A 26,302-nucleotide genomic window follows, 5' to 3' on the forward strand; every position below is an offset into this window, starting at 1 on the left:
TGAGCCGGTGGGTCAGCCTGCGCGAGTAGCATCGCCTGCATGAGTTTCGCCATCCCCGAAGGCCTCGCCCCGGAGACCTACCCGATCGCCTGGCTGGTCGGCACCTGGCGCGGCCCCGGATTCCTCGGTTACCCGGGCATCGACGAGCAGCCGATCCTGGTGGAGGCCACGTTCTCCTCAGACGGCGGCCCCTACCTCGCGTACAGCGCCACCACCTGGCTGCTGGAGAACCCGCCCGCCTCCCTGGAGGGGGAGATCGACGTCGCAGCGATGCAGGCGGGACAGGTGTGGGCCACCGAGTCGGGCCACTGGCGCGTTCCCCCGCAGGAGAACTCCGCTACCGAAGCAGACCCGCCGCGCACCGACCTGGAGGTCCTGCTCACCGAGCCCACCGGTCACGCCAGCGTCTACCTCGGCGTCGCCCAGGGGCCGCGGGTCTCGCTGGCCACCGACCTGATCGCCCGGACCGCCTCCGCCGCCGAGATCACAGCCGCACGCCGGATGTACGGACTGGTCAACTCTGAGCTGATGTGGGCCACCGATCTCGCCGCATTCGGCCACGAGATGCAGTCCTACTCCTCCGGGCGGCTGCAGCGGCAGGAGTGAGGGGCGGACAGAACTGACGGTTCAGGGCGCGTGCGTGCCACATCTGGCACAGACTTTCCCACAGCCGTCAGGTGTGTCCGGGAATGCTGACTCCGCCACCTGCATTGAGGAGAACATGAGCCTGCTGAACCGACCTGGAGCGGTCGCCGCCGCCGGTCCCGACACCGGTGTGGCCGCGCACTACGGCAACCCCGTGACCGAGCAGCGCGCCCTCGAACGCGGGATCGGGGTGGTCGACCTCTCCCACCTGGGCGTGGTCACCGTGACCGGACCGGACCGGCTCACCTGGCTGAACACGCTCTCCTCGCAGGTGATCGACCTCACTCCCGGTGCCGGGACCGAACTGCTGCTGCTCGACCCGAACGGACGCATCCAGCACGCGGCCGCCGTCACCGACGACGGTCAGACGGCCTGGCTGATCACCGAGACCGAGCACACCCAGGCCCTGGCCGACTTCCTGGACTCGATGCGGTTCATGCTCCGGGTCGAGGTCGCGGTCCGGGGGGATGCCGCCGTACTCGGCACCACCACGGACGGACCCGACCTCAGCTCCCTCGCCGAGACGCCCCTGGCCCACGACGGGTCTGCGCTGACCTGGAGCGACCCGTGGCCGGCCACGGCCCCCGGCTCCACCCGGTACGGACCGGCCGAGGAGGAGCACCCCGGCAACCAGTGGCACCCCCGCCTGCACCTGGTCGGCCGCGACCAGGTCGAGCAGATCGTCGCCGCGGCCGAGGGCGCCGGTGCCCGGCTCGCCGGAGCCTGGGCATGGGAGGCGTTGCGCGTGGCCGCATGGCGCCCCCGCCTGGCACGCGAGGTCGACGAGCGCACGATCCCGCACGAGCTGGACTGGCTGCGCACCGCGGTCCACCTGGACAAGGGCTGCTACCGCGGGCAGGAGACGATCGCGCGCGTGTTCAACCTGGGGCGGCCGCCCCGGCGCCTGGTGATGCTGCACCTCGACGGCAGTGAGCACGTCCTGCCCGAGGTGGGCGACGCCGTCAGCCTGGGTGAGCGGGCCGTGGGAAGGGTGACCTCCGTGGTGCGCCACCACGAGCTCGGACCGGTCGCGCTCGCGGTGATCAAGCGCTCCGTCGACCCCACCGCCGAGCTCATCGCAGGATCGATCGCCGCCGCCCAGGAGGTCGTCGTCGGCCCTGAGGGTCAGGGCACCGGGAGGCCCGAACAGGCTCCCGCAACGGGCTTGCGCCGCCGGACCCTCTGAGCCGATGCCGGCCGGCCCGTCGAGCCCCGACAGCCTGAACGGCCCCAGGCCGCCGGTCCGGTCACGTGGGCGGATCAGGGCTGCACGTGCAGGGCTCTCGGGCAGGTTGCGGCGCGGGGGGCGACGGTTGCGCGGTGACGCCTGGCCGATCGTCACCGGGGCGCTCGCGGCCGGGGCCGCCTACGGCATCGCCCACTGGGTGGTCGGTCACGAGATCCCCATGTTCGCGGCCATCGCCGCCTGGGTCTCGCTCGGCTTCAGCGCCGACCGCCGTCCCCGCAAGGTGGCCGAACTCGCCCTCGGCGTCACTGTCGGTGTGGCCGCCGGGGAGGTCGTCGGGGCGGTCATCGGTTCCGGCCCGGTGCAGATCTTCGTGGTCCTCGCCGCCGCAGTGGCCGTCGCCCGGCTCATCGACGGCGCCGCGATGCTGGCCATGCAGGCCGGGGTGCAGTCCGTCGTGGTCATCGCGCTGCCACCCACCCTCGGAGGAGACGGCATCGGCCGCTGGCTGGACGCGCTCATCGGCGGCGCGCTCGCCCTGCTGGTCGCCTCGCTGCTGCCGATCGACGTCCGCCGCCGTGCCCGCAACCTCGCCTCCTCGGGACTCACCGAGGTCTCCCTCACTCTTGCCGACGTCGCCCGCGGTATCCGCACCGGCGACGAGGAGACCGTCGACGACGCCCTCACCCGGGCCCGCGGCTCCCAAGGCGTGATCGACGAGTGGAGCACCCTGGTACGCGATGCACTCGCCGCCACCCGGTTCACCCCCAGCCGGCTGCGGCACGATGCCGACCTGCTGCGGCTGCAGCGCGCCGCCACCCTGTGCGACCGGGCCATGCGCAACACCCGCGTCATCACCCGCCGCGCCTGGACCGCCGCGCAGGAGATGACCGAGCAGGAGCGGCTCGCACGTTTGCTCGCCACCCTCTCCCAGTCCGCCGCCGACCTGGCCTTCGCGCTCGGCTCCGGGTCCGAGCCCTCCGGGCTGCGGCACCAGCTGCTCGCCGTCGCGGCCGAGCTCGACCCGCCGACGTTCACCGGCTGGCGCGCCCAGACCCTGGTGGTGCTGATGCGCTCCCTCGTGGTGGACCTGCTGGAGATGACCGGGATGTCCGCCGAGCAGGCCCGCCGTGCACTCGCCGAGATCGGTCCGGACGTCGAGGACGATCTGCCTCCTAGGCTGACCGGATGATCCAGCTTGCTTCCGACAACTACGCGCCCCTGCACCCGGAGGTACTCGAGGCGCTCGCAGCCGTGGGCAGCGCGCCGGCCCCGGCGTACGGGGCTGACCCGCTGACGGCGTCCCTTGCCGACGTCGTCCGCCTCACCTTCTCCGAGCGCGCCCAGGTGTATCCGGTGCTCACTGGCACCGGCGCGAATGTCGTCGCCCTGACCTCGATGCTTCCCCGGTGGGGTGCGGTGATCGCCACCGAGCGTGCTCACCTGCACACCGATGAGAACGGTGCACCCGAACGGGTCGGTGGCATCAAGGTGCTCCCGGTCCCCGCGGCCGATGCCCGCCTCACGCCGGAGGCCATCGCTCGCTACGCCGCCGACCTGGGGGACGTGCACCGCGCCCAGCCGCTGGCCGTCTCCCTCACGCAAGCCACCGAACTGGGGACGGTCTACACCCCGGACGAGGTGCGGGCCGTGGCCGAGGCGGCCCACGCCGTCGGGATGGCGGTGCATATGGACGGATCCCGGCTGGCGAACGCGGCCGCCTCGCTCGGACTGGGCCTGCGGGAGATCACCGCCGACTGCGGCGTGGACGTGGTCTCCTTCGGCGGCACCAAGAACGGCGCCGCGCTCGCTGAGGCGGTCCTCGTACTGAATCCGGACGCGGTCTCCGGGGTGGAGATGGTGCGCAAGGCGAGTATGCAGCTGGCCTCGAAGCAGCGCTACGTGGCCGCCCAACTGCTCGCCCTACTGGGCGGACCCGACCCGCTGTGGCGACGTAACGCCACCCACGCCAACGCGATGGCGAGACGGCTGCGGGAGGCGAGCTCCGCCGTCGCTGGGGTGCGGGTGACGCAGCCGACGGAGGCGAACGTGGTGTTCGCGACCGTGCCGCGCACGCTGGCGGCCGCGCTCCGGGAGGAGTTCACCTTCTACGACTGGGGGCCGGGCGAGGAGCCGGATCGGGTGGAGGTGCGGTGGATGTGCTCTTGGGACACCCGCCGGGAGGACGTGGATGCGTTCACGCGGCGACTGGCCGCGCTCGCGTAGGCTCAGATCCGTGATCGCGCTCATCCAGTTCTACGTCTTCCTGCTCCTCGGCTTCTCGGCGATGGCGCTCGCCCTGTGGGCGCTCATCGACGCCGCGATCCGGCCGACTCAGGCGTTCGTCAGCGCGGACAAGCGGACGAAGGTGTTCTGGCTGGCGATGTCCGGGGGTGCGACGCTGCTCGCGTGGCTGGCGGTGGTCGGTGCGTTCTCCGGTCTGCTGTTCAGCCTGATCGCCGGTGTGATGGCCGGGGTGTACCTCGCCGATGTGCGCCCGGCGGTCCGCGACTACGGATCGCGTGGCGGTTCCAGCCCGTGGTGAGCCGTCCCGCACCCGGTGAGGTGCTGGTGTGGGTGGTGCGCGGGCAGATGGTCGAATCGGTGCACACCGGGCACCTGGTGGCTCTGGACGCGTCGGGGCGGGACGTGCTGCGCCTGGGGGAGCCGGAGCAGCAGATCTACCCCCGCTCGTGCCTGAAGCCGCTGCAGGCGGTGGGGATGCTCCGTGCCGGGGTGTCCCTCACCACTGATCAGCTGGCGCTGGCATGTGCCTCCCACAATGGTGAGGAGCGGCACCGGGAGGTCACACTCGGCATCCTGGAGTCGGTGGGGCTGGACGCTACGGCGCTGGCGAACACACCCGACCTGCCGCTCGAACCGGCCGCTGCGTTGGCGTGGCAGCGGGGTGGTCGCGGACCTGAGCCGATCGCGCAGAACTGTTCCGGCAAGCATGCGGCGATGGTGGCCACCTGCGTGGCGGCCGGCTGGCCGGTGGCCGGGTATCTCGACGCTGAGCACCCGCTGCAGCGGCATCTTCTCGCCGTGATCGCCGAACTGACCCAGGTGGCGCCGGCCCACGTGGCCGTGGACGGGTGCGGGGCGCCGCAGCCGGCGACGACGGTGCGCGGCCTGGCCGGCGCATTCGCCCGGATCGCTGCCGCCGAGGAGGGGACGGTCGAGCACCGGGTGGCGGAGGCGATGCGAGCCCACCCGTTCCTGGTGGCCGGTACCGGGCGGGAGGACACCGAGGCCATGCGCGCGGTGCCGGGGTTGATCCTCAAGGGCGGGGCCGACGGGGTGCACGCCGGGGCCCTACCGGACGGGCGGGCGCTCGCCTTCAAGGTCTCGGACGGCGCTGCGCGGCCCCGGCCGGTGGTGCTGGGGGCCGTGCTGCGGGAGCTGGGGGTCGAGCCCGCGGAGGACTGGGCCTGGGAGCGGGTGCCGGTGCTCGGTCACGGTGAACCGGTGGGGGCCGTGTACCCGGCTTTCGGAGCGGATGCCCTGGCGTTCGGTGGTGCGGCGTGAGGGCCGTGCTGCAACGCGTCACCCGCGCGTCGGTGACGGTGGACGGCGAGGTGGTCGGGCAGATCGGACCGGGTATCTGTGCGCTGGTGGGTGTGACGCACGAGGACACGGCCGCCCAGGCGCACACGGTGGCCCGGAAGATCGCCGAGCTGCGGATCCTGCGGAACGAGGAGTCGGTGGCCGACTCCGGCGCCGAGGTGCTCGTGGTCAGTCAGTTCACGCTGTACGGGTCCACGAAGAAGGGGCGTCGTCCGTCCTGGACAGCGGCCGCTCCCGGCCCGGTGGCCGAACCGCTGGTGGCGGCAGTGGTGGAGGCCCTGCGGGGGAGGGGCGTCACGGTGGCGACCGGGGTGTTCGGTGCCGATATGGCCGTGGAGATGGTCAATGACGGGCCGGTGACGGTCGTGGTGGAGGCGTAGCAGGAGCTCCGCGGACGTCTCGGCGTTGCATTTCCTCCGTCGATGTGATCGGACCGGCCGGAGTACTCCTGGTTCAGACAACGCAGCAAGACCATGTAATTCCTCCAGTCGGCGGTGGAATTGCATGGTATCTTCGATACATGCTGCGACGACATCAGGCGGAGCGCGAGTTGAGCGACGCGCTCAGGCGATCGCCCGTCGTTCTCCTGGTCGGCGCGCGTCAGGTCGGGAAGACGACGCTCGCGCGCAGGGTGGTACCCGCGGGAGATCCCAACTATTTCGATCTCGAGGATCCGATCGACCTGGCGAGGCTTGACGAGCCGATGCTGGCGTTGCGTGAACTTCGCGGAACTGTCGTGATCGACGAGGTGCAGCGGCGGCCAGATCTCTTCCCAGTGCTGAGGGTATTGGCAGACCGCGACGATCACCCGGCGCGATTTCTCGTCCTGGGGAGCGCCTCCCCGGGCGCGTTGCGGCAATCGTCGGAATCGCTCGCCGGCCGCGTCGAGGTGGTCGAGCTCAGGGGCCTTGGACCGGCCGATAGAGCGCACGAGATCGACCGTGTGTGGGTTCGCGGCGGCTATCCGCGATCGTTGCTCGCGGGTAGTGACACTGACTCGCTCCGGTGGCGAGAGTCTTATGTGCGCGCATTGGCTAGTCATGACCTTGCCGACTTCGGGCTCTCGCTGCCCGCAGCGACGATCGAGCGGTTTCTCGGCCTGGTCGCCCACCAGCAGGGCAATCTCTGGAACGCCGCGTCGATCGCGCGTGCACTCGATATGGGCGAGACCACCGCCCGCCGGTACCTGGACGGGCTCCAGGATGCGATGCTGATACGCGTGCTGTTGCCGTGGCATGCGAATCTGGGCAAGCGGCTGGTCCGGTCTCCGAAGGTGTACTTCCGGGATACCGGAATCCTTCATGCGCTCTGGGGCGGAGTTCCTGATCGGGCCGCCCTGCTGAGACACATCGGTGTCGGATCCTCCTGGGAGACGTTCGTGATCGAGGAGATCCTCCGGCGCGCTCCGGGTTATCGGCCGTACTTCTGGCGCACCAGCAATGGAGCGGAGCTTGATCTGCTGCTGGAGGGGCATGGGAAGAGGCTGGGCTTCGAGATCAAACGAGCCGACGCCCCCCGCGCGACGGTGTCGATGAGATCCGCTCTTGCCGACCTCGATCTCGATCGGCTCTCCGTGGTGTATCCAGGAGAGCGCCGCTACGCCATCGCCGAGGGACTCGCTGCCGTGCCGCTCACCGAGATCCTCGACGTGGAGGACGTCGGCGAGCTGTAGAGTCGCGCGCTGTCGATGTCATCCGGCTGGCCGGAGCGCTCCCGGCTTGAGACAGTGGTTCGATGCACATCGAGGCCATCGTCGGTGACATCACCACCCAGGCCACGGATGCCGTGGTCCTGTGACCAGCGCCGCGCTCAGATCAGGGCGCGCTCGGTGTCGCGCCGCTCCACCAGGACCGAGGCTCCCGCCACCACCAGCCCGGCGACCGCGAGGATCGCTCCAGCCCACGCCGGCGCCAGATACCCCAGACCCGCCGCGATCACGAGACCGCCGATCCAGGCACCGGTCGCGTTCCCGATGTTCAACGCGGAATGGTGCAGCGCCGCTGCCAGGGAGGGTGCGTCCGGGGAGGCGTCCAGCAGCCGGGTCTGCAGGGACGGCCCGAGGAACTGGGAGATCGTGGCGATCAGGAACAAGCCGGTCATCCCGAGGATCGGCAGGCCTGCGGTCAGCACCGGCCCGGTGACGGCGAACACCACCAGCAGGACCGCCATCCCGACCAGTCCGGCCACCACCGTGCCCATCACCGACCGGTCCGCCAGCCTTCCGGCCACCAGGTTCCCCACGGTCATCCCGATCCCGAACACCAGGAGTGCCAGCGGCACCGCCGCCGAGGTCAGCGAGAACACCTCCGGGACGATCTCGCCGATATAGCTGTAGACGGCGAACATGCCGCCGAAGCCGATCGCCCCGATGCCGAGCGCGAACCACACCTGCGGGTAACGGAACGCCCGCAGCTCGCTGCGCGCGGATGCCGGCGCTGCCGGGCGGGGGAGCGGTGGCACCAACCGCCAGACGGCCACGACAGTGGCCAGCGCGGTGAGGACGACCAGCCCGTAAGTCGAGCGCCAGCCCACCGCCTGGCCCAGCGCCGTGGCGAGCGGGACGCCGACCATCGTGGCGATGGTCAGTCCCAACATCACCATGGAGACGGCGCGGGCCCGGCGCGCAGGACCAGCCAGTGCGGCGGCGATCAGGGCCGCCACCCCGAAGTACGCCCCGTGCGGCACTCCGGCGAGGAACCGCGCCGCGAGCATCGTCGGATAGGTCGGTGCCACCGCCGAGAGCGCGTTCGTGACGGCGATGCTCGCAGCCAGCAGCACCAGCAGCCGCGTGCGTTCCATCCGGGCGGCGGCCATCACGATCAACGGTGCACCGATGACGACCCCGAGTGCATAGGCCGAGATCAGCCGGCCCGCTTCCGGCACTGTGACGCTCAGCCCGGTGGCGATCTGCGGCAGCAGGCCCATGCTCGCGAACTCGGTGGTCCCGATCGTGAACCCGCCCAGTGCCATCGCGGCCAGAGCGAGGGTCAGGCGGCGCCCGGTGAGCACAGGTGAGTTCGACGCAGTCCGGCCCGGAAGGCTACGAGAGGATTCCGGTGACGGCCGGGTGGGTGCGCCGTCAGTGGAACGTGCGGAAGCGGCACACGGGGTGGTCATCGTGGCTCCAGCGGAGAAGGGGGGAGTGCTACCGACATTGGGAGCCGCGGGCACTCTCAGTCTACGGCGTATCCGGCGCTTCACCCCTCTGTGCTGCCGCTCACCCGGCACCGAGTTCGGCGTCCACCCACTCCTGCCCGTGCAGGATCAACTCGGCGGTGCCGCCCGTGGCAGCGGCGAGACGGTGGCGCAGGTGACCTACGCCGTCGGGGGCGCATGCCAGCTGCAGCCGCGCCTGGGTGCCGTACTCGGTGCCCAGCACGAGGACCCCGTGGCCGCGCAGGTCGGCCTCGACCCGGCCGGCGTCGGCGTGGGGGAGATCCACCGATGCCAGCTCTCGACGAACCCGCTGCACGAGCCTGCCCTGGCTGCTCGCCTGGTCCACGGCCGCCGTGACGGCACCGGAATAGGCGCGCACCAGCCCGCCCGCTCCGAGGAGAACGCCCCCGAAGTACCGGGTGACGACGGCGACGCAATCCACCAGACCGTGCCCCGTGAGCACCTCGAGCATCGGGGCGCCGGCGGTCCCGGACGGCTCGCCGTCGTCGTGGGAGCGGCGGATCTGGCCCTGCCCGGCCCCCAGCACGAACGCCGAGCAGTGGTGGCGGGCATCGTGGTGCTCCTTGCGAGCATTCTCGACGGCGGCCCTCGCCTCCTCCTCCCGCGTCACCCGCACGAGACGGCACAGGAAGCGCGATCGCTTCTCCTCGATCTCGGCCTCCACCCGGGTGCCCGGGCCGCCGCGCAGGGTGAGAGGGGACATCGCTCCATTGTGACGCGAGCGGGGCGCAGGAGGTTCGTGACCCAACCGTGCTCTCTGCCGCTGGCGAACAGGGGCATAGGGGCATGCCTGCCCCGGTTAGCCTGGATGACACACCGCCACGACTGCCACCTGCGGTCCGAGGCCAGTGAGGAGCACCGAGATGTTCGAGAGATTTACCGACCGAGCCCGTCGGGTTGTCGTCCTTGCCCAAGAAGAGGCACGGATGCTCAACCACAACTACATCGGCACCGAGCACATCCTGCTCGGTCTCATTCACGAGGGCGAGGGGGTCGCTGCCAAGGCCCTCGAATCCCTGGACATCTCCCTGGAGGCTGTGCGCCAACAGGTGCAGGAGATCATCGGGGAAGGCCAGCAGGCGCCGAGCGGGCACATCCCGTTCACGCCGCGCGCCAAGAAGGTGCTCGAGCTCTCCCTGCGGGAGGCGCTCCAGCTCGGCCACAACTACATCGGCACCGAGCACATCCTGCTCGGCCTCATCCGCGAGGGTGAAGGCGTGGCCGCCCAGGTGCTCACCAAGCTCGGCGCCGACCTGAACCGGGTGCGCCAGCAGGTGATCCAGCTCCTCAACGGCTACCAGGGCAAGGAGACCGTGTCCGCCGGCGGTCCGGCCGAGGGCACGCCCTCCGGCTCTGCCGTGCTGGACCAGTTCGGCCGCAACCTCACCCAGGCGGCACGCGAGTCCAAGCTCGACCCGGTGATCGGGCGCAAGCTCGAGGTCGAGCGCGTGATGCAGGTGCTCTCCCGCCGCACCAAGAACAACCCGGTGCTGATCGGTGAGCCCGGCGTCGGAAAGACGGCCGTGGTGGAGGGGCTGGCTCAGGACATCGTGCGCGGCGACGTGCCCGAGACCCTCAAGGACAAGCAGCTCTACACCCTTGACCTCGGCGCCCTCGTGGCCGGTTCCCGCTACCGCGGTGACTTCGAGGAGCGGCTGAAGAAGGTGCTCAAGGAGATCCGCACCCGCGGTGACATCATCCTGTTCATCGACGAGATCCACACGCTCGTCGGTGCGGGTGCTGCCGAGGGCGCGATCGACGCTGCGAGCATCCTCAAGCCGATGCTGGCCCGTGGTGAGTTGCAGACCATCGGCGCCACCACCCTGGAGGAGTACCGCAAGCACATCGAGAAGGATGCGGCGCTCGAGCGTCGTTTCCAGCCGATCCAGGTGGCCGAGCCGACGCTCAGCCACGCGATCGAGATCCTCAAGGGTCTGCGTGACCGGTACGAGGCCCACCACCGGGTGACCATCACCGATGCCGCGCTTGTGGCCGCTGCGAACTTGGCCGACCGGTACGTCAACGACCGGTTCCTGCCGGACAAGGCGATCGACCTGATCGATGAGGCCGGTGCTCGCCTGCGCATCCGCCGCATGACCGCACCGCCGGAACTGCGTGAGCTCGACGAGCAGATCGCCGAGACGCGCCGCGCCAAGGAGTCCGCGATCGATGACCAGGACTTCGAGAAGGCAGCACGCCTGCGGGACGAGGAGAAGCACCTCTCCAGCACGCGACTGGACAAGGAGAAGGCCTGGAAGGCCGGCGATATGGACAACGTCGCCGAGGTGGACGAGGAGCTGATCGCGGAGGTGCTCGCCGCCTCCACTGGCATCCCGGTGTTCAAGCTCAGCGAGGAGGAGTCCTCGCGGCTGCTGCGCATGGAGGACGAGCTGCACAAGCGGATCGTCGGCCAGGATGCCGCCGTCAAGGCGCTCTCCCAGGCGATCCGCCGCACCCGCGCCGGTCTGAAGGACCCCAAGCGCCCGGGTGGGTCGTTCATCTTCGCCGGACCCACCGGCGTCGGGAAGACCGAGCTCGCCAAGGCACTCGCGGAGTTCCTGTTCGGTGATGAGGACGCCCTCATCCAGCTGGACATGAGTGAGTACTCCGAGAAGCACACCGTCTCCCGGATGTTCGGTTCGCCTCCCGGCTACGTCGGCTACGAAGAGGGTGGCCAGCTCACCGAGAAGGTGCGGCGCCGTCCGTTCTCCGTGGTGCTCTTCGACGAGGTGGAGAAGGCCCACGCGGACATCTTCAACTCGCTGCTGCAGATCCTCGAGGATGGTCGCCTGACCGATTCGCAGGGCCGTGTGGTCGACTTCAAGAACACCGTGATCATCATGACCACCAACCTCGGCACCCGGGACATCGCCAAGGGTCTGATCACCGGTTTCCAGGCCGGCGGCGACCTCTCGACGAGCTACGACCGGATGAAGACCAAGGTGAACGAGGAGCTCAAGCAGCACTTCCGCCCCGAGTTCCTCAACCGCGTGGACGACACCATCGTGTTCCCGCAGCTCTCCCAGGAGGAGATCTACCAGATCGTCGATCTCATGGTGGCCCAGCTTGCTGGTCGCCTGGCCGACAAGGACATGGACCTCGAGCTCACCATGGCCGCCAAGGACCTCCTCTCCGAGCGCGGCTACGACCCGGTGCTCGGTGCAAGGCCGCTGCGCCGCGCGATCCAGCGCGAGATCGAGGACCAGCTCTCCGAGCGGATCCTCTACGGCGAACTGCACGCCGGCCAGAAGGTCGTCGTGGACGCCACCGGCGAGGGCCTCCTCGGCGAGTTCACCTTCACCGGGGTGGACAAGGAGACCGAGAAGGAGCCGCTGGCCGTGGGAGCGGGCGCCTCACCCGAGCTCCCGGCGGCAGCCGGCGGAGAATAGTCACGGCGGAGCCCACCATACGAAGGCCGGTCACCCTGGGAGGGTGGCCGGCCTTCGGTGTGGGTGGGGTGCGCGGGTCGTGCACCCGCCTGACTTGCACCGACGCCCTGCTCGCGGTCCCACCGACGACAACCTCACCGGGGGTGAGGATGCCGTCGATCATGGGGTCGACACCGACGACAACCTCACCACCTCGCCTGACGACTGGTCACTGCGCGACGCCAGACCGTGCACGTCAGCGCTGGTGGCGCAGCCTCCGCAGGAGCAGTAGCGCCGCTCCGGCGAGCAGCGCTACGGCGGCCGCACCGATCAGCACGCCGGTGCCCGATGCGCCGGTCTGCGGCAGGTCACCGCCGGCGGACTGCCCGGGGTCGGTGGGCTCACCAGGATCGGTTGGATCGGTGTCACCCGTGGCCGGGTCACCCGGGTCACCCGGGTCACCCGGGTCGGTCGGGTTGGTGGGGGTGCCCGGGTCGGTCGGATCGGGATCGACCGGTTCCTCCGCGAGCACGGTCACGGTGCTCGCGAGTTCCAGTGCGATCGGTGCGTCGGCGTCCTGCAGCACTGTGGCCGGCAGCTCGACGATGCCGGAGGCAGCGACGGCGCCGGGAGTCTGCGGGCTGTACCCCTCGAGAGTCCACGTCACAGGCACCTCATGCGTGACGCCGTCGGAGTCCGTGAGGGTGGTCGACGGCGCAAGGCCCGCCAGCGCATCGGCCTCGGAAGCGCCGAACGGCACCTCGACCCCGGCCACCTCCTCGAGCGAGGTCGCGATCGTGTAGTCGTCGCCGATCCCTGTCAATGCGCGGTAGACGTAGGCCGAGACAGGGACGAGATTGGCCAGCGGCATGCTGCCGGTCTCGAACCCGTTGGGTGGGCTGACGACGGGTGCGTGGCGCATGTTCGTCAGGATCGTGATCGTCATCTGGTGCACGGGATCGATCACCGTCAGAGTGCCGGTCCAGCCTTGGTGACCGTAGGTGTACCGGCTCGGGCCCCAGTTGAAGTAGTAGTACCCCTGGCCACCGTTGGTGTGCAGCCGCCACCCCAGGCCGTAACTGCCGTTGCCGGGTGTCGGTGCGAGGAACTCCTCGACGACGTCGGCGTCGAAGTACTCCTGCCCGCCGTACAGGCCCTGGTTCAGCATCAGCTGGGTGAGAACGGCCATGTCCGAGGTGGTGGAGAACAAGCCCGCGTGGCCGGCCACACCGGCCATGGAGTACCAGGCCTTCTCGTCGTGGACCTCACCCTGGAGGGTGTACTCGCGCATCGGAACCGGGTCGCCGCCCTCGAACTCACCGAAGGAGACGTTCCCGTCCCGGGTGTTGCCGTTGAGCTCGGTGGCCGCCACCTGGGAGGGGTCGATCCCGTGGTCCAGCGGGTTGAACATCGTGTTCTCGAGGCCGAGCGGGCCGTAGAAGTTCTCCTCCAGGTAGACGTCGAGACGCTGACCGCTGACCTGCTCCACGAGCAGTCCGAGGATCATGTAGTCGACGTCCGAGTAGGCGAACGTGGTGCGAGGGGCATACATCAGCGGGGTGCGGCTGATGGCGTCGATGATCCCGGTGCGGTCGTCCGGATCGTCGGCCTGGTACCAGAGTTCCCCGGCGGAGGTGAGGTTCGGGTACTCGGGGTCGGGGATGAGGCCGGCGCGGTGGTTGAGCAGATCACGCACGCGGATGGTCTCCTTGCCGGTGTACACGGCGTCGATGCCGCCCTCGCCGCCGACGGTCCACTTGCCGGTGTACTCGGAGTTCGCGTCGGTGAAGTTCTCCCAGCCGGGGAAGCTCGTGATGGTGGCGTCGAGGTCCAGCAGTCCTTCGCTGACCAGCCGCTGGATCGCGTAGTTCGTGGCGTACATCTTCGTGTTCGATGCCAGGTCCCACAGAGTGTCAGTGGTGGCCGGGATCCGGCCTGCCTCGGGGAGAGGGGTCGCCTCGGTGATGGTCCCGTCGGAGTCGATTCCGGTCGAAGAGACCAGGGCGTCGCCCCACGCCTCTTCCAGGACGGTCTGGCCGTCCTTGGTCACCACGACTGCCAGGCCCGGCCAGCCTGAGTCGATCTGCTGCTGGGCGAACCGGTCGAGATCGGCGAGCCCGGCCGCGCTGAAGCCGAGCTGTTCGGGATCGGCCGTGCCGAGGTCGTCGTGCGCCACGGGCAGGGTGTCCAACAAGTATGTGCCGGAGGCGTCGATGTGAGTGCCGATCTGAAGGAGCCGCTCGACGGAGGCGAGGGAGAGAAAGTAGTCCTCGCCGTCGCGGATGCCGTCGATGTCCTGGAAGACCAGGTTCGTGTAGTTGCTGAGCATCCGGCCGGTGGCGTTCGAGGCGAACCGATCGATATCCACCGCGATCTCGTGGTAGTCGCGGCCGCGTGTGAGGGTGAGGATATCGAGGCTGCCGGTGGCGTATCCGTCGAACTGGTAGCCGTTGCGTCCGGTGCTGACGCCGACGCCCAGCAGGTCGGCGAGCACATCGACGTCGACATAGCCGCGCCGATCCTCGATGCGCAACTGGTCCTCGGGGACGCGTTGCGGTTCGGCGTAGGCCCGCGGGTCGCCGTCCATGACCCAGGTCTCGGCGTGATCGCCGTCGGCCCACACGTAGCGGACATCCTCGGCGAAGGTGGAGTCCCCGGCCACGCGGAAGCCGAGTGCACTGTCGTCGATCGCGCTCGGGAAAGTGAGCTGCGTCCACTGCCCGAACTCATCGGATCCGGTGTCGGTCACTGACGCATTTCCGTCGAGTGGCACACCCTCGATGGCCGGCTCACCGGGCCCGGCATAGTGCACGATCAGGGTCGCCGGCGGTCCGGCCGAAGCGACTCCCGCTCCGAGCGTGGCAAGTCCGAGCGCTCCCACCAGCGTGAGTGCGACGGATCGGATTCGGCGGGTCATTGGGCCTCCCGGGCTCGACAGATGACAGCGATGTCTGAGGTCGACCGAGTCGGAACCGGCACCCGGCCTGATTAGAAAGTACCAACCGAGCGAGGCAAACGGAAGATTTGTTTCTAAATCATCTGGAGGCGGGTCGCGGAGAAGTCATCGGCCTACTGGCGGAATTCTTCATCGAGGCGGAGCGCCTGGACGGCCTCGCGGGTGCGCTGCAGTGGCTCGGCCAGGTGCTCGACGTCGGCTTGGAGCATCCGGACCACCAGGTAGTCCACGACGGCAAGCTGTGCCATCCGGCTCGCGATCGCACCGGAGCGTCTCTCAGGCTCGCGGGCGTGGGTGGGCAGCAGGATCTGTGCTGCCTGGGCGACAGGAGAGGAAGGTGCGTTGGTGACTGCCACCGTGGTACCGCCGTGCTGACCGGCGGCGGTGAGGAACGCGACGGTTTCCTGCGTTCTGCCGCTGTGGGAGAAGGCCACGGCGACGCGTGCCTTGTTCGCCAGGCCTGCTGCTGTCAGTGCCAGGTGCGGATCGACGAAGCAACTCGACGCGATGTCGAGGCGGGTGAGCTTCTGGTGCAGGTCAGCGGCGGCGAGCCCGCTGGAGCCGCCGCCGTAGATGTCCACCCGCTCGGCAGCGCCGAGTGCGTGTGCGACATGGTCGAGTGCGGCCGCGTCGATGTGCTGGGCCGTCTCCTCGATCGCACGCATCTGCTGATAGGCGACCTTGGCGACCAGGGAGGGGACGTCGTCGTCGGCTGCGATCTCAGCGTCGGAGACGCGAAGGTAGCTGAGCGCCTCGGCCTCGCGGCTACGGGCGGACGCGACGGCCAGACGGAAGGACTTGTACCCATCGAATCCTGCAGCGCGGCAGAAGCGGACGACCGTGGCCTGCGACGTGGCGCAACGCTGCGCCAGTTCGGCGATGGTGGAGGCGACGACGATCTCGGGGTCGGCGAGAATGGCACGCGCGAGCTTCCGCTCGGCCGGGGCCAGCGAATCGAGTCGCTGCTCGAGTTGGACGAGGACGTCCATCACGGCGCCCGGCGACCGATGGCGTCGGTGGAGCGGTGCATCGCTGCACCGGCGACGCGATGACAGTGGCGAAGCATGGGCCCACTGTAGGAGATCGACGGCGGTGCGCTCGGGTGCGCCGGCTACTCAGCGGCGGTAGTTGTCCAACCAGAGGTCAGCGAGGAAGCGGTGTCCCGTCGGGGTGGGGTGCACGCCGTCGTGGGCGAGGAACTCCGGTGACGTGCGTGACGCCGTCTGGGTGAGCGGGCCGTCGGTGGCCAGATACTCGGCGTCGAACTCGGCAGCCAGACGGCGCACCGCCTGGATCTTCGGGTCGAGATCCTCCCGCCAGGCCCACTGGTCGGCGTTGACCGGCAGCAGGAACGGTTCGACCAGGATGATCCGCTTCACCCCGGCGGACCGGGAGCGGGTGAGCAGGTCGCGGTAGCCGGATTCGTAGGCCTCGGCCGAGGTGGGGTCGTCGGAGTCGTAGCGGCGCCAGGTGTCGTTGATGCCGATCATGATCGAGAGCACCTCGGGGGAGTGGGCGAGGACATCCTCCTCCCACCGGGCCTGGAGGTCGACCACGCGGTTGCCGCCGATGCCGGTATTGATCACCCGCTGCTCCGGAGTGTCCGCCGCCACCAGCGAGGCGTAGCCCTCGCCGAGGCTGGTCAGATCGGATCGGTCACGGCCGCAGTCGGTGATCGAGTCACCTGTCAGAAGAATGGTCACGAACTGTGAGCCTACCGATTGGAGTCGGGACATGAACTGTACGGTCAGCATGACTTCTGCTGTACATCTAGCATGACCACCGGCCCGGTGGCCGAACCGCATCGGTAGTGGAGCGGCGGATAGTGTGCCTGCATGTCCTCGCCCGACCGTGAACCCACAGCTGACCCGGGAACCCATGGCGCCGAGCTCGCTGCGGCTGAAGCGGAGATCACGGCCTTCTGGCGCCGTGCCCGCTACACCTCGCGCAGCCTCGCGACCCAGGTGCATCCCCAGCTCGAACCCTCGGGCTACACCGTGCTCGCTGCCATCGACGATCTCCAGATCCCGGGCGAGGGGACCGGGGCGGGGGTGCGTGCCCAGGAGGTCGCCGAGCGCCTGGACCTGCACAAGTCCACGCTGTCCCGGGTGATCGCCGATCTGGAGGGGCTAGGTCTGTTGGAGCGCACGGTCGACCCCGGCGACGCCCGGGCCAGGCTGCTGCAACTGACGCCCGACGGGGCGGACTCGCTGCGAGAGGCGAGGCGGCGCCGTCGGGCGGTGTTCTCGGCCCGGCTCGCCCGATGGTCGCCGGAAGACTTGAGTGACCTGGCGCGCCTCATGGGCCGCCTCAACCACGACCTGCGCCCGGACGGGGCAGCCGGTGAGGAGCCTCACACCCCTCCAGGATAGTTGTGTTACACAACTAGTTGCTACGCTGGCTCCGCAGGTCACGCGGAGATGGCTGCCCCTCTCCGCGTGCCCGCTGGCGTCGAATGAGAGGTGAGCCAGGTCGTGACCGACACCATTGCCGAGCAGATCGAGACCCGCGAGTACACCCACAGGGAGATCCTGAAGGTCTTGACCGGCCTGCTGGCGGGCCTGTTCACCGCGATGATCTCCACCACGATCGTCTCCACGGCCCTGCCGACGATCATGGCCGACCTGGGCGGCACGCAGCGGCAGTACACCTGGGTGATCACCGCGGCCCTGCTGGCGATGGCGATCTCCACGCCGATCTGGGGCAAGCTCGCGGACCTGTTCAACAAGAAGGTCCTCGTCCAGACCGCGATCGTGCTCTTCGTGATCGGTTCCATCGGGGCAGGGGCTGCACAGGCGATTCCGGCGATGATGGCTTTCCGGGCCGTGCAAGGGCTGGCGATGGGTGGCCTGACCGCGCTCGTGCAGGCGGTGCTCGGCACGATCATCCCGCCCCGGCAACGCGGCCGGTACTTCGGCTACATGGGGGCCGTGATGGCCGTCGCCACGGTCTCCGGCCCGCTGCTGGGTGGCGTGATCACCGACCACCTGCACTGGCGCTGGTGCTTCTTCGTGTGCGTACCGCTCGCCGTGATCGCCATCGCGGTGCTGCAGGCCACCCTCACTCTGCCCACGTCGCCGCGTGCTCGGGTGCGCCTCGACATCGCCGGAGCGGTGCTGGTCGCGATCGCCGCTGCCCTGCCGATGCTGTGGGTCACCTTCGCCGGGAACGACTTCGCCTGGCTCTCCTGGCAGACGGGAGCCTTCTTCGGTGGTGCGCTGCTCGCTGTGGTGATCCTGGTGCGGGTGGAGTTGCGTGCCTCGCAGCCGATCATTCCGCTGCGGGTGCTGCGCAACCGCACCACTGGCCTGATGATCGTCGCGAGTATCGCCGTCGGGGTCGCGATGTTCGGCACCGGGGTGTTCGCCACGCAGTACTTCCAGCTCGCAGGCGGTCACTCACCCACCACGGCCGGGTTGATGACCATCCCGCTGATCGTCTCGCAGATGGCCGCCGGCATCGCCAGTGGTCAGATCGTCACCCGCACCGGCCGGTGGCGGCCGGTGATGGTGGTGGCGGCCGTGCTGCTCGTCGTCGGGCTCGGCGGGCTGGGGCTTGTGCTCGACCACACCACGCCCTACTGGGTCGTGGCTGTGTTCATGGCCGTCTCCGGCGTGGGCGTCGGGGGACTGATCCAGAACATCGTGCTCGCCGTGCAGAACACTGTGGACGTCAAGGATGTCGGCGCGTCCTCGGCCACGATCGCGTTCTTCCGATCGGTCGGGGGAACGATCGGAGTCTCCGTCCTCGGGGCGGTGCTGGCCAACCAGGTCACCTCACGCATCACCGACGGCGTCCAGGCCCTGGGTATGGACGCCTCCCAGGTGGGGGCGAGCCAGGGCAGCCTGGACGTGGCGAGCCTGCCCGCGGCGCTGCAGGAGCTCTTCCACCAGGCCTATGGCGACTCCTTCGGGCTGCTGTTCGAGATTGCCGGCGCCGCCTCGATCGTCACCCTGCTGGCGATCGTGCTGGTGCGCGAGACCGCGCTGCGCACGACGGTGCACATGGCGACCGAGCGGGCAGACTGACCGATCTGCCCGGTGCGGACCCAGGTTCCGGGCGCTGACCGAGGTTCCCGCCTCGGTCGGCGCCGGGAACTGAGGTCGGTACCGGGAACGCGGGTCGGCAGGTGGCGGGGCGGACGGTCCGCTTCATCCCGGCCGATGTGACACTCGCCACGCAAGTCGTGGTTTCGGGGCCCGATAGGGGAGACTGAGGGCAGGGCGTTGTCGACTCGCGCCCGGCATCGCGGTTTCGTGTGCGCTCACCTGGACGCCGAGTAGCACCAGTGACGGTCTCTGCGGTGAATCCCTACCTCAGAGAGCTGTTCTCTTCATGTCTGATTCCCCCCTGTCCTTCCGCGCCCTCGGCGTACCCGCTTCGCTGGTGCGCTCCCTCGAAGGGCGTGGCATCACCGAGCCGTTCCCGATCCAGACGGCCACGCTGCGCGACACCCTCGCCGGCCGTGACGTGCTCGGCCGTGGTCGTACCGGTTCCGGTAAGACTCTCGCCTTCTCGCTGCCGCTGGTGGCGCGCCTGTCCGACTCCCGTCCGGGCAGGTCCGGCGCTCCGCGCGGACTCGTGCTGGCTCCCACGCGCGAGCTGGCCTCGCAGATCGCCGAGACCATTGCCCCGCTGGCCGCCGCCGCGGGTCTGACCCACACCGTGATCTTCGGTGGCGTCGGCCAGGGCAAGCAGGTGGAGGCGCTGCGCCGCGGCGTCGACATCCTCGTGGCCTGCCCCGGACGCCTCGAAGACCTCAAGGGCCAGGGCCACCTGCGCCTGGACGCCGTCGAGATCTCCGTACTCGACGAGGCGGACCACATGGCGGACCTGGGGTTCCTGCCGGCCGTCAAGCGCATCCTCGACGCGACGCCGCGCGGCGGGCAGCGGATGCTGTTCTCCGCCACCCTCGACAACGGTGTGGACATCCTCGTCAAGCGGTACCTCACCAACCCCCTCACCCACTCCGTGGACCCCTCCTCCTCGCCGGTGGCCGCGATGACCCACCACATCCTCGAGGTGGCTGACGTGGGCGCGAAGCGCGACCTGGTCGAGCAGCTCGCCTCGGGCCGCACCCGCCGGCTGTTCTTCACCCGGACCAAGCACCAGGCCCGCAAGCTGGCGCGCCAGCTCACGGCTAGCGGAATCCCCGCCGTCGACCTGCATGGCAACCTCTCCCAGAATGCTCGCGAGCGGAACCTCGACGCGTTCTCCACGGGCGCGGTGAAGGTGCTCGTGGCCACGGACATCGCGGCGCGCGGGATCCACGTCGACGACATCGACCTTGTCGCGCACGTCGACCCCCCGGCCGAGCACAAGGCCTACCTGCACCGCTCCGGCCGCACCGCGCGCGCCGGTTCGGGCGGAACGGTCGTCACGATCATGCTCCCGGAGCAGCGCAAGGACGTTCGCCAGTTGCTGCGGGCCGCCAAGATCGGCGCCCAGCCCACCGCACCGGAGGCGGCGATCGTCGCCGGCCTGGTCGGGGAGATGGCGCCGCGCGTGGCACCGAACGAGGCGCCGGAAGCTGCGGCCCGCAAGCCCGCCGCACAGCCCGCTCGCGGGCAGGGCGGATCCGGTCGCGCCGGTTCGGGTCAGGGCCGTTCCGGCCGGGGACGCCGCCCGCGCGGCGGTCAAGGAGCGTCGGGCTCGGCTCCAGATGGTGGGCAGCAAGGCCGGCGTCGCGACGACGGCGGCTCGCGCACGCGGAATGGCGCCCGTGGTTCCAGGCCCACTGCCGACGGCGGAGCTCGCCTTGCGCGGACGGCGGAAGGTGGCGGTCGCGCGGTCTACGTGTCCGAGAGTGGGGCGCGCCCTGCTCGCGATACCTCCGCGGGGCGTGACGGGGGAGGGCGGCCATCTCGCCGTCGTGCTCCCCGCCGGGCCACCAGCGGCGGCACGCCCCGCTGACAACTCGGTAGCGCGCTGCCCCCGGTTCCCCGGGTGGGCACTGTCCGGCGTGACACAGCTGCGCCGGGTGTGGGCGCTATGGTGCGCGGGCTGACGTATCGCGGTCGATTGCGTCGCTGAATCGCCCGCTATCAGGAATCCGTCGTCGATCTGGTCACTCACAGTGACCAGATCGACGACGGATTTCGTGTTTTCGGGTCTGAGCCTTGCAACCTACAACCAATCGGTTGTAGATTGTACTCATGACCGAGGGCACCAACGAGGACCGGGCAGATGCCCTGTTCCACGCGCTCGCCGACCGGACCCGGCGCGACATCATGCGCCGCGTCCTGGCCGGGGAGCACTCGGTCTCGGCGCTGGCTCAGCACTACGACATGAGCTTCGCCGCGGTGCAGAAGCACGTCGCCGTGCTCGAGAGAGCCGGTCTGATCACCAAGCGCCGCGTCGGTCGTGAGGCGCTCGCGACCGGCGATATCGACACCGTCCGCTCCGTCGGCTCCATGCTCACCGAGATCGAGCAGGTCTGGCGCGGACGCATCGCGAGGATGGACGACCTCCTCGCCTCCCCATCCGAGTCCGGCTCGTCTTCACCCAGCCCGATCGACACCACGAAGGAGCACTGATCATGCCTGTCACCGGAGTCCAGAAGGACATCGACACCCGCACTCTCACCATCACCGCCGAGTTCGCCGCGCCTGTGGAGCAGGTGTGGGGGATCTACGCCGACCCGCGCAAGCTCGAGCAGGTCTGGGGTCCGCCGACCTACCCGGCGACTTTCGTTGAGCACTCACTCACCCCGGGAGCTCGAGTCACGTACTACATGACGAGCCCCGAGGGTGAGAAGCACGGGGGGTGGTGGGAGATCGCCGAGGTCGACGCGCCGCACTCCCTCCGGTTCCGGGACGGCTTCGCCGACGCCGACCTCAGCCCAGTCGACACGGCGCCCGTCTCGGAGAACGTCTACCGGTTCGAGGCCATTGACGGCGGTACCCGAGCGGTCTACACCAGCACCTACGCCACGGCTGAGGCGCTCCAGCAGGTGCTCGACATGGGGATGGAGGAAGGTGCCACCCTCTCGATCAACCAGATCGACGGGTTCCTCGCCGCGGCCTGATCCTCGCATCGTCGCCGTAGGCGACAGTGCTGCGTCAGGTGGGCCACAGAGTGCTCCACCTGATGCAGCACTGTCGATCGCGTGATGAAGCCCGCGCGAGGATCCGTCGCGCGGGGGATGACGAACCGTGCCGCCGGCAGGAACGCTGGGGGGATGCGCTCACGATTGCTGTGGTTCGGCCTGCTCGTCCTCATCGCCGCGATGGCGGCTCTGATCGTCGCCGATATCTCGTGGTGGTTGATGATCCCCGTCGGCGTGCTGGTCGCGGTGTACGGCTGGTGGAGCTTTCCTGGCCGTGGTGGCGGTACCACCCACGCCGTGGCCACCCAGCTCGCCGAGGTGGACTCTCGCGGCCGGGTGATCATCTACTGGCGCCCCGGTTGCACCTACTGCTCGGCGTTGCGGCGCCGCCTCGGATCGGCCAGGGACGAGGCCCTGTGGGTCAACATCTGGACCGATCCGGAGGCCGCTGCCTATGTGCGCAGCGTCAATGACGGCAACGAGACGGTGCCCACGGTCGTGATCGAGGGACGTGCGCACACCAACCCGGACGCAGGGCTGGTCCGCCGGCACCTGGCCACCGCGGCCTGAGGGCGCAGCTAGCACTGCGGCACTGCGGCACTGCGTCGAGCCCGAGTGCTCCGACGTCGCACCGGAGGGCGGGCAGGTGCCGATGCGCCACTAGGCTCTCCCCACACGGCGAGCGAGGAGGACAGGTGGCGGGTAGCACGCGGACGCAGCGTCCGGGGATGAGCGATGTGGCCCGGGTGGCCGGTGTCTCGCACCAGACGGTGTCGCGGGTGCTGAACGATCATCCCCATGTGCGCCCGGAGACCCGGGAGAAGGTGCTCGACGCGATCTCCGAACTCGGCTACCGCCGCAACAGCGCCGCCCGCGCGCTCGTCACCCGGCGTTCGGCGATCGTCGGCATCGTGACGAGCGGTTCGTTGCACTTCGGGCCGGCCACCACCCTCGCGGTACTCGAACAGTCAGCCCGCTCGGCCGGCTACTTCGTCAGCGTCGCCACGGCGACCGACCCGACGCCAGAAGCCATGACCGACATCTTCGGCTCATTCATGGATCAGTCGGTGGAAGGCATCGTGGTGATCGCCCCGGACGAACGCGTGGCAGCGGCCGCCCGAGCCGCCTCGGCGCACGTGCCGGTGCTGCTGCTGGCCGCAATGACCAGTGCACCGGGAGACCCGCCGATCCTCTCGGTGGATCAGGCCGGCGGAGCCCGGTTGCTGGCCCGTCACCTGATCGGGCTCGGGCATCGCGATCTCGTTCACATCACCGGCCCTGCCGACTGGTTCGATGCCATCTCCCGTCGCGATGCCTGGCACGCCGAGCTCGCGGCCGCGTCCTTGGTGCCTCGCGCCGACGTCCCGGGCGACTGGACCGCTGCCACCGGATACCAGGCGGCTCAGGGATTGCTCGGGAACCTGCCCGACGCTGTCTTCGCTGCCAACGACCAGACCGCACTCGGGGTGCTCCATGCCTTTGCCGACGCCGGAGTGCGGGTACCCGAGGACGTCTCGGTGGTCGGATATGACGACGTCGAGGGTTCCGACCACTTCATCCCGCCGCTGACGACCGTGCGCCAGGACTTCGGCGCGCTCGGCCGGCAGGCGATGGAGGTACTGATCCGCGCGGTGCAGGGAGAGCCTGCCCGTCCGGAACCGGTACCGCCGGAGCTGCTCGTGCGTTCCAGCACCGGGCCCCCCGCGGAGAGTGCGCGGCCCACCCATCGATGAGGGTGGCGCCGCCATGTTGTGAACGCTAACATTACGACGTGGGAGGCTGGACCAGCGGTCACGCCAGTCTCAGCCGGACCGCCCGGACCAGCACGCCTGCCCAGAACGCGACCTGTGCAATGACGCCGACCCAAGGAATGCCATGACTGACCAGGACACCTACACCATCGGTGTGGATTTCGGGACCCTCTCCGGCCGGGCGGTCGTCGTCCGGACCCGTGACGGTGCCGAACTCGGAAGCGCCGAGCACCCCTATGCCCACGCCGTGATGGACCGGACCCTCACCGCCTCACCCGCCCGCACCGAGCTCCCCCCGGAGTGGGCGCTGCAGGTGCCGGCCGACTACGTCGAGGTACTTCGCACCGCCGTGCCACGCGCCGTGGAGGCAGCCGGCATCGACCCGGCCCAGGTGGTCGGCATTGCCACCGACTTCACCGCCTGCACCATGATCCCGGTGACCGCCGACGGGACGCCGCTGTGCGAGCTCGAGCAGTTCGCCGACCGCCCGCACGCCTACGTCAAGCTGTGGAAGCACCACGCCGCTCAGCCCCACGCCGACCGCATCAACGCGATCGCCCGCGAGCGTGGCGAGTCCTGGCTGCCCCGGTACGGCGGACTCATCTCCTCCGAGTGGCAGTTCGCCAAGGGGCTGCAGCTGCTGGAGGAGGACCGCGAGATCTACGATGCGATGGACCTGTGGGTGGAGGCGGCCGACTGGATCGTCTGGCAACTCGGAGGTTCGTACGCCCGCAACGCCTGCACCGTTGGCTACAAGGGCATCCACCAGGACGGTGCCCATCCGGGTGAGGACTTCCTGACGGCGCTCAACCCTGACTTCGGAGGTTTCGTCCAGGAGAAGCTGGAGGCTCCGATCGCCCAGCTGGGGGACGCCGTCGGACATCTCACGGCCGAGGCGGCCGCCTGGACCGGCCTGCCGGAAGGCATCGCCGTGGCTGCCGGAAATGTGGACGCGCACGTCACCCTGCCGGCCGCGAACGCCGTCGGGAACGGGCAGATGACCCTCATCATGGGCACCTCCACGTGCCACGTGGTCACCAGCGACGAACTGCACGAGGTCCCCGGCATGTGCGGCGTGGTCGATGGCGGGGTGATCGCCGGTACCTACGGCTACGAGGCCGGGCAGAGCGGCGTCGGGGACATCTTCGGGTGGTTCGTCTCCACCGGGGTGCCCGCCGAATACACGGCCGAGGCCGAGCGCCGGGGGATCTCCACGCATGCCTATCTCACCGAGCTCGCGCAGAAGCAGCCGATCGGCGGCCACGGACTGGTGGCCCTGGACTGGCACAACGGCAACCGGTCGGTGCTGGTGGACACCGAGCTCTCCGGGGTGATCATCGGTCAGACGCTGGCCACGCGGCCCGAGGACGTCTACCGGGCGCTGCTGGAGTCCACGGCCTTCGGCACTCGCACCATCATCGAGGCATTCACCTCCTCCGGGGTGCCGATCACCGAACTGGTGGTGGCCGGTGGCCTGCTGAAGAACGAGTTCCTGATGCAGATGTACGCCGATGTGACCGGATTGCCGCTCAGCACGATCACCTCGACCCAGGGCCCCGCGGTCGGGTCGGCGATCCATGCCGCTGTGGCCGCCGGCGTGTACCCGGACGTGCGTGCTGCCGCAGCAGCCATGGGGCACCGCGTCGTGGGCGCGTACCAGCCGAACGCTGACGCGACTGAGGCCTACGACCGGTTGTTCGCCGAGTACACGCGGCTGCACGACTACTTCGGGCGCGGTGAGAACGACGTGATGAAGCGGCTCAAGACCATCCGCCGCGAAGCCTGGGAGGCGAGCAACGCCGTCGAGGCCGACGCCGCTCCAGCCCTGACCGTTCCCGAGGAGCTCTCATGAGCGATACCAGCAGACCTGTCCTTGCCCAGATGCCCGCGGCCGTTCAGGCCGAGGTGGCCGCGACCCGGGAGCGGGTCGCGCGGCTGCACGCCGAGCTCGTCCGCTACGAACTGGTGATCTGGACCGCCGGGAATGTCTCCGAGCGGGTCCGGCTCGAGTCCGGCAGCGACGCCCCCGAGCTGTTCGTGATCAAGCCCTCCGGCGTCTCCTACGACGAATTGACGCCGGAGTCGATGGTGGTGTGCACCCTCGACGGCACCAAGATCGACGACGGCACCCCGGACCGGTTGACTCCGAGCTCGGACACGGCCGCGCACGCCTACGTCTACCGGCACATGGACGACGTCGGGGGAGTGGTGCACACCCACTCCACCTACGCCACGGCATGGGCCGCCCGGAACGAGCCGATCCCGTGTGTGATCACCATGATGGGCGACGAGTTCGGCGGCGAGATCCCGATCGGCCCGTTCGCGCTCATCGGTGACGACTCCATCGGCCAGGGCATCGTGGAGACCCTGCGGGGCAGCCGCTCCCGGGCGGTGCTGATGGCCAACCACGGCCCGTTCACCATCGGTTCCGACGCCAAGGACGCCGTCAAGGCCGCCGTGATGTGCGAGGACGTGGCCCGCACGGTGCACATCGCCCACCAACTCGGCGGCGTCGTCCCGATCGCTCCCGAGCACATCGACTCCCTCTTCGACCGCTACCAGAACGTCTACGGCCAACGCGCCCAGGACGGTAAGGACTGACGA

General features: G+C 69.5%; 23 protein-coding genes. 18 read left to right on the plus strand and 5 right to left on the minus strand.

Annotated elements, in window-relative coordinates:
- Nucleotides 1–39 precede the first annotated feature (39 nt).
- From FV560_RS11585 to FV560_RS11620, 8 genes are all read left to right on the plus strand, one after another.
- Nucleotides 40–606, plus strand: coding sequence for a heme-binding beta-barrel domain-containing protein (locus FV560_RS11585; RefSeq protein ID WP_159621687.1), 567 nt, complete (start codon nucleotides 40–42; stop codon nucleotides 604–606).
- A 115-nt stretch (nucleotides 607–721) separates the two neighbouring features.
- Nucleotides 722–1,831 (plus strand): CAF17-like 4Fe-4S cluster assembly/insertion protein YgfZ, encoded by a 1,110-nt coding sequence (gene ygfZ, locus FV560_RS11590; RefSeq protein ID WP_159621688.1) that lies wholly within the window; start codon nucleotides 722–724, stop codon nucleotides 1,829–1,831.
- A 127-nt stretch (nucleotides 1,832–1,958) separates the two neighbouring features.
- Entirely contained in the window at nucleotides 1,959–3,023 is a 1,065-nt protein-coding gene (locus tag FV560_RS11595; RefSeq protein ID WP_159621689.1) for an FUSC family protein, read from the plus strand.
- Nucleotides 3,020–4,057 (plus strand): threonine aldolase family protein, encoded by a 1,038-nt coding sequence (locus FV560_RS11600; protein WP_159621690.1) that lies wholly within the window; start codon nucleotides 3,020–3,022, stop codon nucleotides 4,055–4,057. Before FV560_RS11595 ends, FV560_RS11600 begins: the two co-directional genes overlap by 4 nt.
- A gap of 10 nt (nucleotides 4,058–4,067) precedes the next feature.
- Nucleotides 4,068–4,376: a DUF2516 family protein gene (locus FV560_RS11605; RefSeq protein WP_235020076.1), complete on the plus strand. Its 309-nt coding sequence runs from the start codon at nucleotides 4,068–4,070 to the stop codon at nucleotides 4,374–4,376.
- Nucleotides 4,373–5,359 carry an asparaginase gene (locus tag FV560_RS11610; RefSeq protein WP_235020077.1) on the plus strand — a complete coding sequence of 329 codons (987 nt, stop codon included), beginning with the start codon at nucleotides 4,373–4,375 and terminating at the stop codon, nucleotides 5,357–5,359. Before FV560_RS11605 ends, FV560_RS11610 begins: the two co-directional genes overlap by 4 nt.
- Complete coding sequence (dtd, locus tag FV560_RS11615; protein WP_159621692.1) at nucleotides 5,356–5,778, plus strand: D-aminoacyl-tRNA deacylase; 423 nt, start codon at nucleotides 5,356–5,358, stop codon at nucleotides 5,776–5,778. Before FV560_RS11610 ends, dtd begins: the two co-directional genes overlap by 4 nt.
- A gap of 140 nt (nucleotides 5,779–5,918) precedes the next feature.
- Complete coding sequence (locus FV560_RS11620) at nucleotides 5,919–7,070, plus strand: ATP-binding protein (protein WP_159621693.1); 1,152 nt, start codon at nucleotides 5,919–5,921, stop codon at nucleotides 7,068–7,070.
- A gap of 137 nt (nucleotides 7,071–7,207) precedes the next feature.
- Here FV560_RS11620 and FV560_RS11625 read toward each other — a convergent pair whose 3' ends face one another.
- Both FV560_RS11625 and FV560_RS11630 read right to left on the minus strand, forming a co-directional pair.
- On the minus strand, nucleotides 7,208–8,515 hold the full coding sequence (locus FV560_RS11625) for an MFS transporter (protein ID WP_159621694.1): 1,308 nt from the start codon (nucleotides 8,513–8,515) through the stop codon (nucleotides 7,208–7,210).
- Nucleotides 8,516–8,615: 100 nt separating this feature from the next.
- A complete protein-coding gene (locus tag FV560_RS11630) occupies nucleotides 8,616–9,278 on the minus strand; it encodes an IMPACT family protein (protein ID WP_159621695.1) in 663 nt (220 codons plus the stop codon).
- A 160-nt stretch (nucleotides 9,279–9,438) separates the two neighbouring features.
- Here FV560_RS11630 and FV560_RS11635 point away from each other — a divergent pair, with 160 nt between their 5' ends.
- The gene (locus FV560_RS11635; protein WP_159621696.1) at nucleotides 9,439–11,964 is read left to right on the plus strand and encodes an ATP-dependent Clp protease ATP-binding subunit; all 2,526 of its coding nucleotides are present in this window, start codon (nucleotides 9,439–9,441) and stop codon (nucleotides 11,962–11,964) included.
- Between the two features lie 235 nt (nucleotides 11,965–12,199).
- Here the strand turns inward: FV560_RS11635 and pbp4b are convergent, their stop codons facing one another.
- The 3 genes from pbp4b to FV560_RS11650 all read right to left on the minus strand — a co-directional run bounded on the left by pbp4b (nucleotide 12,200) and on the right by FV560_RS11650 (nucleotide 16,602).
- A complete protein-coding gene (pbp4b, locus tag FV560_RS11640; RefSeq protein WP_159621763.1) occupies nucleotides 12,200–14,860 on the minus strand; it encodes a penicillin binding protein PBP4B in 2,661 nt (886 codons plus the stop codon).
- Between the two features lie 152 nt (nucleotides 14,861–15,012).
- A complete protein-coding gene (locus tag FV560_RS11645; RefSeq protein ID WP_159621697.1) occupies nucleotides 15,013–15,888 on the minus strand; it encodes a MurR/RpiR family transcriptional regulator in 876 nt (291 codons plus the stop codon).
- A 126-nt stretch (nucleotides 15,889–16,014) separates the two neighbouring features.
- Complete coding sequence (locus FV560_RS11650; protein ID WP_235020078.1) at nucleotides 16,015–16,602, minus strand: SGNH/GDSL hydrolase family protein; 588 nt, start codon at nucleotides 16,600–16,602, stop codon at nucleotides 16,015–16,017.
- 132 nt (nucleotides 16,603–16,734) lie between these two features.
- On the opposite strand from FV560_RS11650, the gene FV560_RS11655 reads away from it, so the two are divergent.
- The 9 genes from FV560_RS11655 (at nucleotide 16,735) to FV560_RS11695 (ending at nucleotide 26,299) form a co-directional block, all read left to right on the plus strand.
- Entirely contained in the window at nucleotides 16,735–17,271 is a 537-nt protein-coding gene (locus FV560_RS11655; RefSeq protein ID WP_159621699.1) for a MarR family winged helix-turn-helix transcriptional regulator, read from the plus strand.
- Nucleotides 17,272–17,373: 102 nt separating this feature from the next.
- On the plus strand, nucleotides 17,374–18,927 hold the full coding sequence (locus tag FV560_RS11660) for an MFS transporter (protein ID WP_235020079.1): 1,554 nt from the start codon (nucleotides 17,374–17,376) through the stop codon (nucleotides 18,925–18,927).
- Nucleotides 18,928–19,234: 307 nt separating this feature from the next.
- Nucleotides 19,235–20,812 carry a DEAD/DEAH box helicase gene (locus tag FV560_RS11665; RefSeq protein ID WP_159621700.1) on the plus strand — a complete coding sequence of 526 codons (1,578 nt, stop codon included), beginning with the start codon at nucleotides 19,235–19,237 and terminating at the stop codon, nucleotides 20,810–20,812.
- Between the two features lie 242 nt (nucleotides 20,813–21,054).
- The gene (locus FV560_RS11670) at nucleotides 21,055–21,435 is read left to right on the plus strand and encodes an ArsR/SmtB family transcription factor (protein WP_159621701.1); all 381 of its coding nucleotides are present in this window, start codon (nucleotides 21,055–21,057) and stop codon (nucleotides 21,433–21,435) included.
- A gap of 2 nt (nucleotides 21,436–21,437) precedes the next feature.
- Nucleotides 21,438–21,926: an SRPBCC family protein gene (locus FV560_RS11675; RefSeq protein ID WP_159621702.1), complete on the plus strand. Its 489-nt coding sequence runs from the start codon at nucleotides 21,438–21,440 to the stop codon at nucleotides 21,924–21,926.
- 153 nt (nucleotides 21,927–22,079) lie between these two features.
- A complete protein-coding gene (locus tag FV560_RS11680) occupies nucleotides 22,080–22,517 on the plus strand; it encodes a glutaredoxin domain-containing protein (protein ID WP_235020080.1) in 438 nt (145 codons plus the stop codon).
- A 125-nt stretch (nucleotides 22,518–22,642) separates the two neighbouring features.
- Entirely contained in the window at nucleotides 22,643–23,680 is a 1,038-nt protein-coding gene (locus FV560_RS11685; protein WP_235020081.1) for a LacI family DNA-binding transcriptional regulator, read from the plus strand.
- Between the two features lie 142 nt (nucleotides 23,681–23,822).
- The gene (gene araB / locus FV560_RS11690) at nucleotides 23,823–25,550 is read left to right on the plus strand and encodes a ribulokinase (protein ID WP_159621704.1); all 1,728 of its coding nucleotides are present in this window, start codon (nucleotides 23,823–23,825) and stop codon (nucleotides 25,548–25,550) included.
- Nucleotides 25,547–26,299, plus strand: coding sequence for an L-ribulose-5-phosphate 4-epimerase (locus FV560_RS11695; RefSeq protein ID WP_159621705.1), 753 nt, complete (start codon nucleotides 25,547–25,549; stop codon nucleotides 26,297–26,299). The genes araB and FV560_RS11695 overlap by 4 nt, the downstream gene beginning before the upstream one ends.
- The last annotated feature ends 3 nt before the right edge of the window (nucleotides 26,300–26,302 follow it).

The organism is Ruania rhizosphaerae (assembly GCF_009805705.1).
Lineage (GTDB): Bacteria > Actinomycetota > Actinomycetes > Actinomycetales > Beutenbergiaceae > Ruania > Ruania rhizosphaerae.

Coding starts and splice junctions, on each gene's coding strand:
- FV560_RS11665 (WP_159621700.1), top strand. CDS start 19,235: ATGTCTGATTCCCCCCTGTCCTTCCGCGCCCTCGGCGTACCCGCTTCG.
- FV560_RS11680 (WP_235020080.1), top strand. CDS start 22,080: ATGCGCTCACGATTGCTGTGGTTCGGCCTGCTCGTCCTCATCGCCGCG.
- FV560_RS11620 (WP_159621693.1), top strand. CDS start 5,919: ATGCTGCGACGACATCAGGCGGAGCGCGAGTTGAGCGACGCGCTCAGG.
- pbp4b (WP_159621763.1), bottom strand. CDS start 14,860: ATGACCCGCCGAATCCGATCCGTCGCACTCACGCTGGTGGGAGCGCTC.
- FV560_RS11585 (WP_159621687.1), top strand. CDS start 40: ATGAGTTTCGCCATCCCCGAAGGCCTCGCCCCGGAGACCTACCCGATC.
- FV560_RS11675 (WP_159621702.1), top strand. CDS start 21,438: ATGCCTGTCACCGGAGTCCAGAAGGACATCGACACCCGCACTCTCACC.
- FV560_RS11630 (WP_159621695.1), bottom strand. CDS start 9,278: ATGTCCCCTCTCACCCTGCGCGGCGGCCCGGGCACCCGGGTGGAGGCC.
- ygfZ (WP_159621688.1), top strand. CDS start 722: ATGAGCCTGCTGAACCGACCTGGAGCGGTCGCCGCCGCCGGTCCCGAC.
- FV560_RS11625 (WP_159621694.1), bottom strand. CDS start 8,515: ATGACCACCCCGTGTGCCGCTTCCGCACGTTCCACTGACGGCGCACCC.
- FV560_RS11645 (WP_159621697.1), bottom strand. CDS start 15,888: ATGGACGTCCTCGTCCAACTCGAGCAGCGACTCGATTCGCTGGCCCCG.
- FV560_RS11655 (WP_159621699.1), top strand. CDS start 16,735: ATGTCCTCGCCCGACCGTGAACCCACAGCTGACCCGGGAACCCATGGC.
- FV560_RS11695 (WP_159621705.1), top strand. CDS start 25,547: ATGAGCGATACCAGCAGACCTGTCCTTGCCCAGATGCCCGCGGCCGTT.
- FV560_RS11600 (WP_159621690.1), top strand. CDS start 3,020: ATGATCCAGCTTGCTTCCGACAACTACGCGCCCCTGCACCCGGAGGTA.
- FV560_RS11635 (WP_159621696.1), top strand. CDS start 9,439: ATGTTCGAGAGATTTACCGACCGAGCCCGTCGGGTTGTCGTCCTTGCC.
- FV560_RS11670 (WP_159621701.1), top strand. CDS start 21,055: ATGACCGAGGGCACCAACGAGGACCGGGCAGATGCCCTGTTCCACGCG.
- araB (WP_159621704.1), top strand. CDS start 23,823: ATGACTGACCAGGACACCTACACCATCGGTGTGGATTTCGGGACCCTC.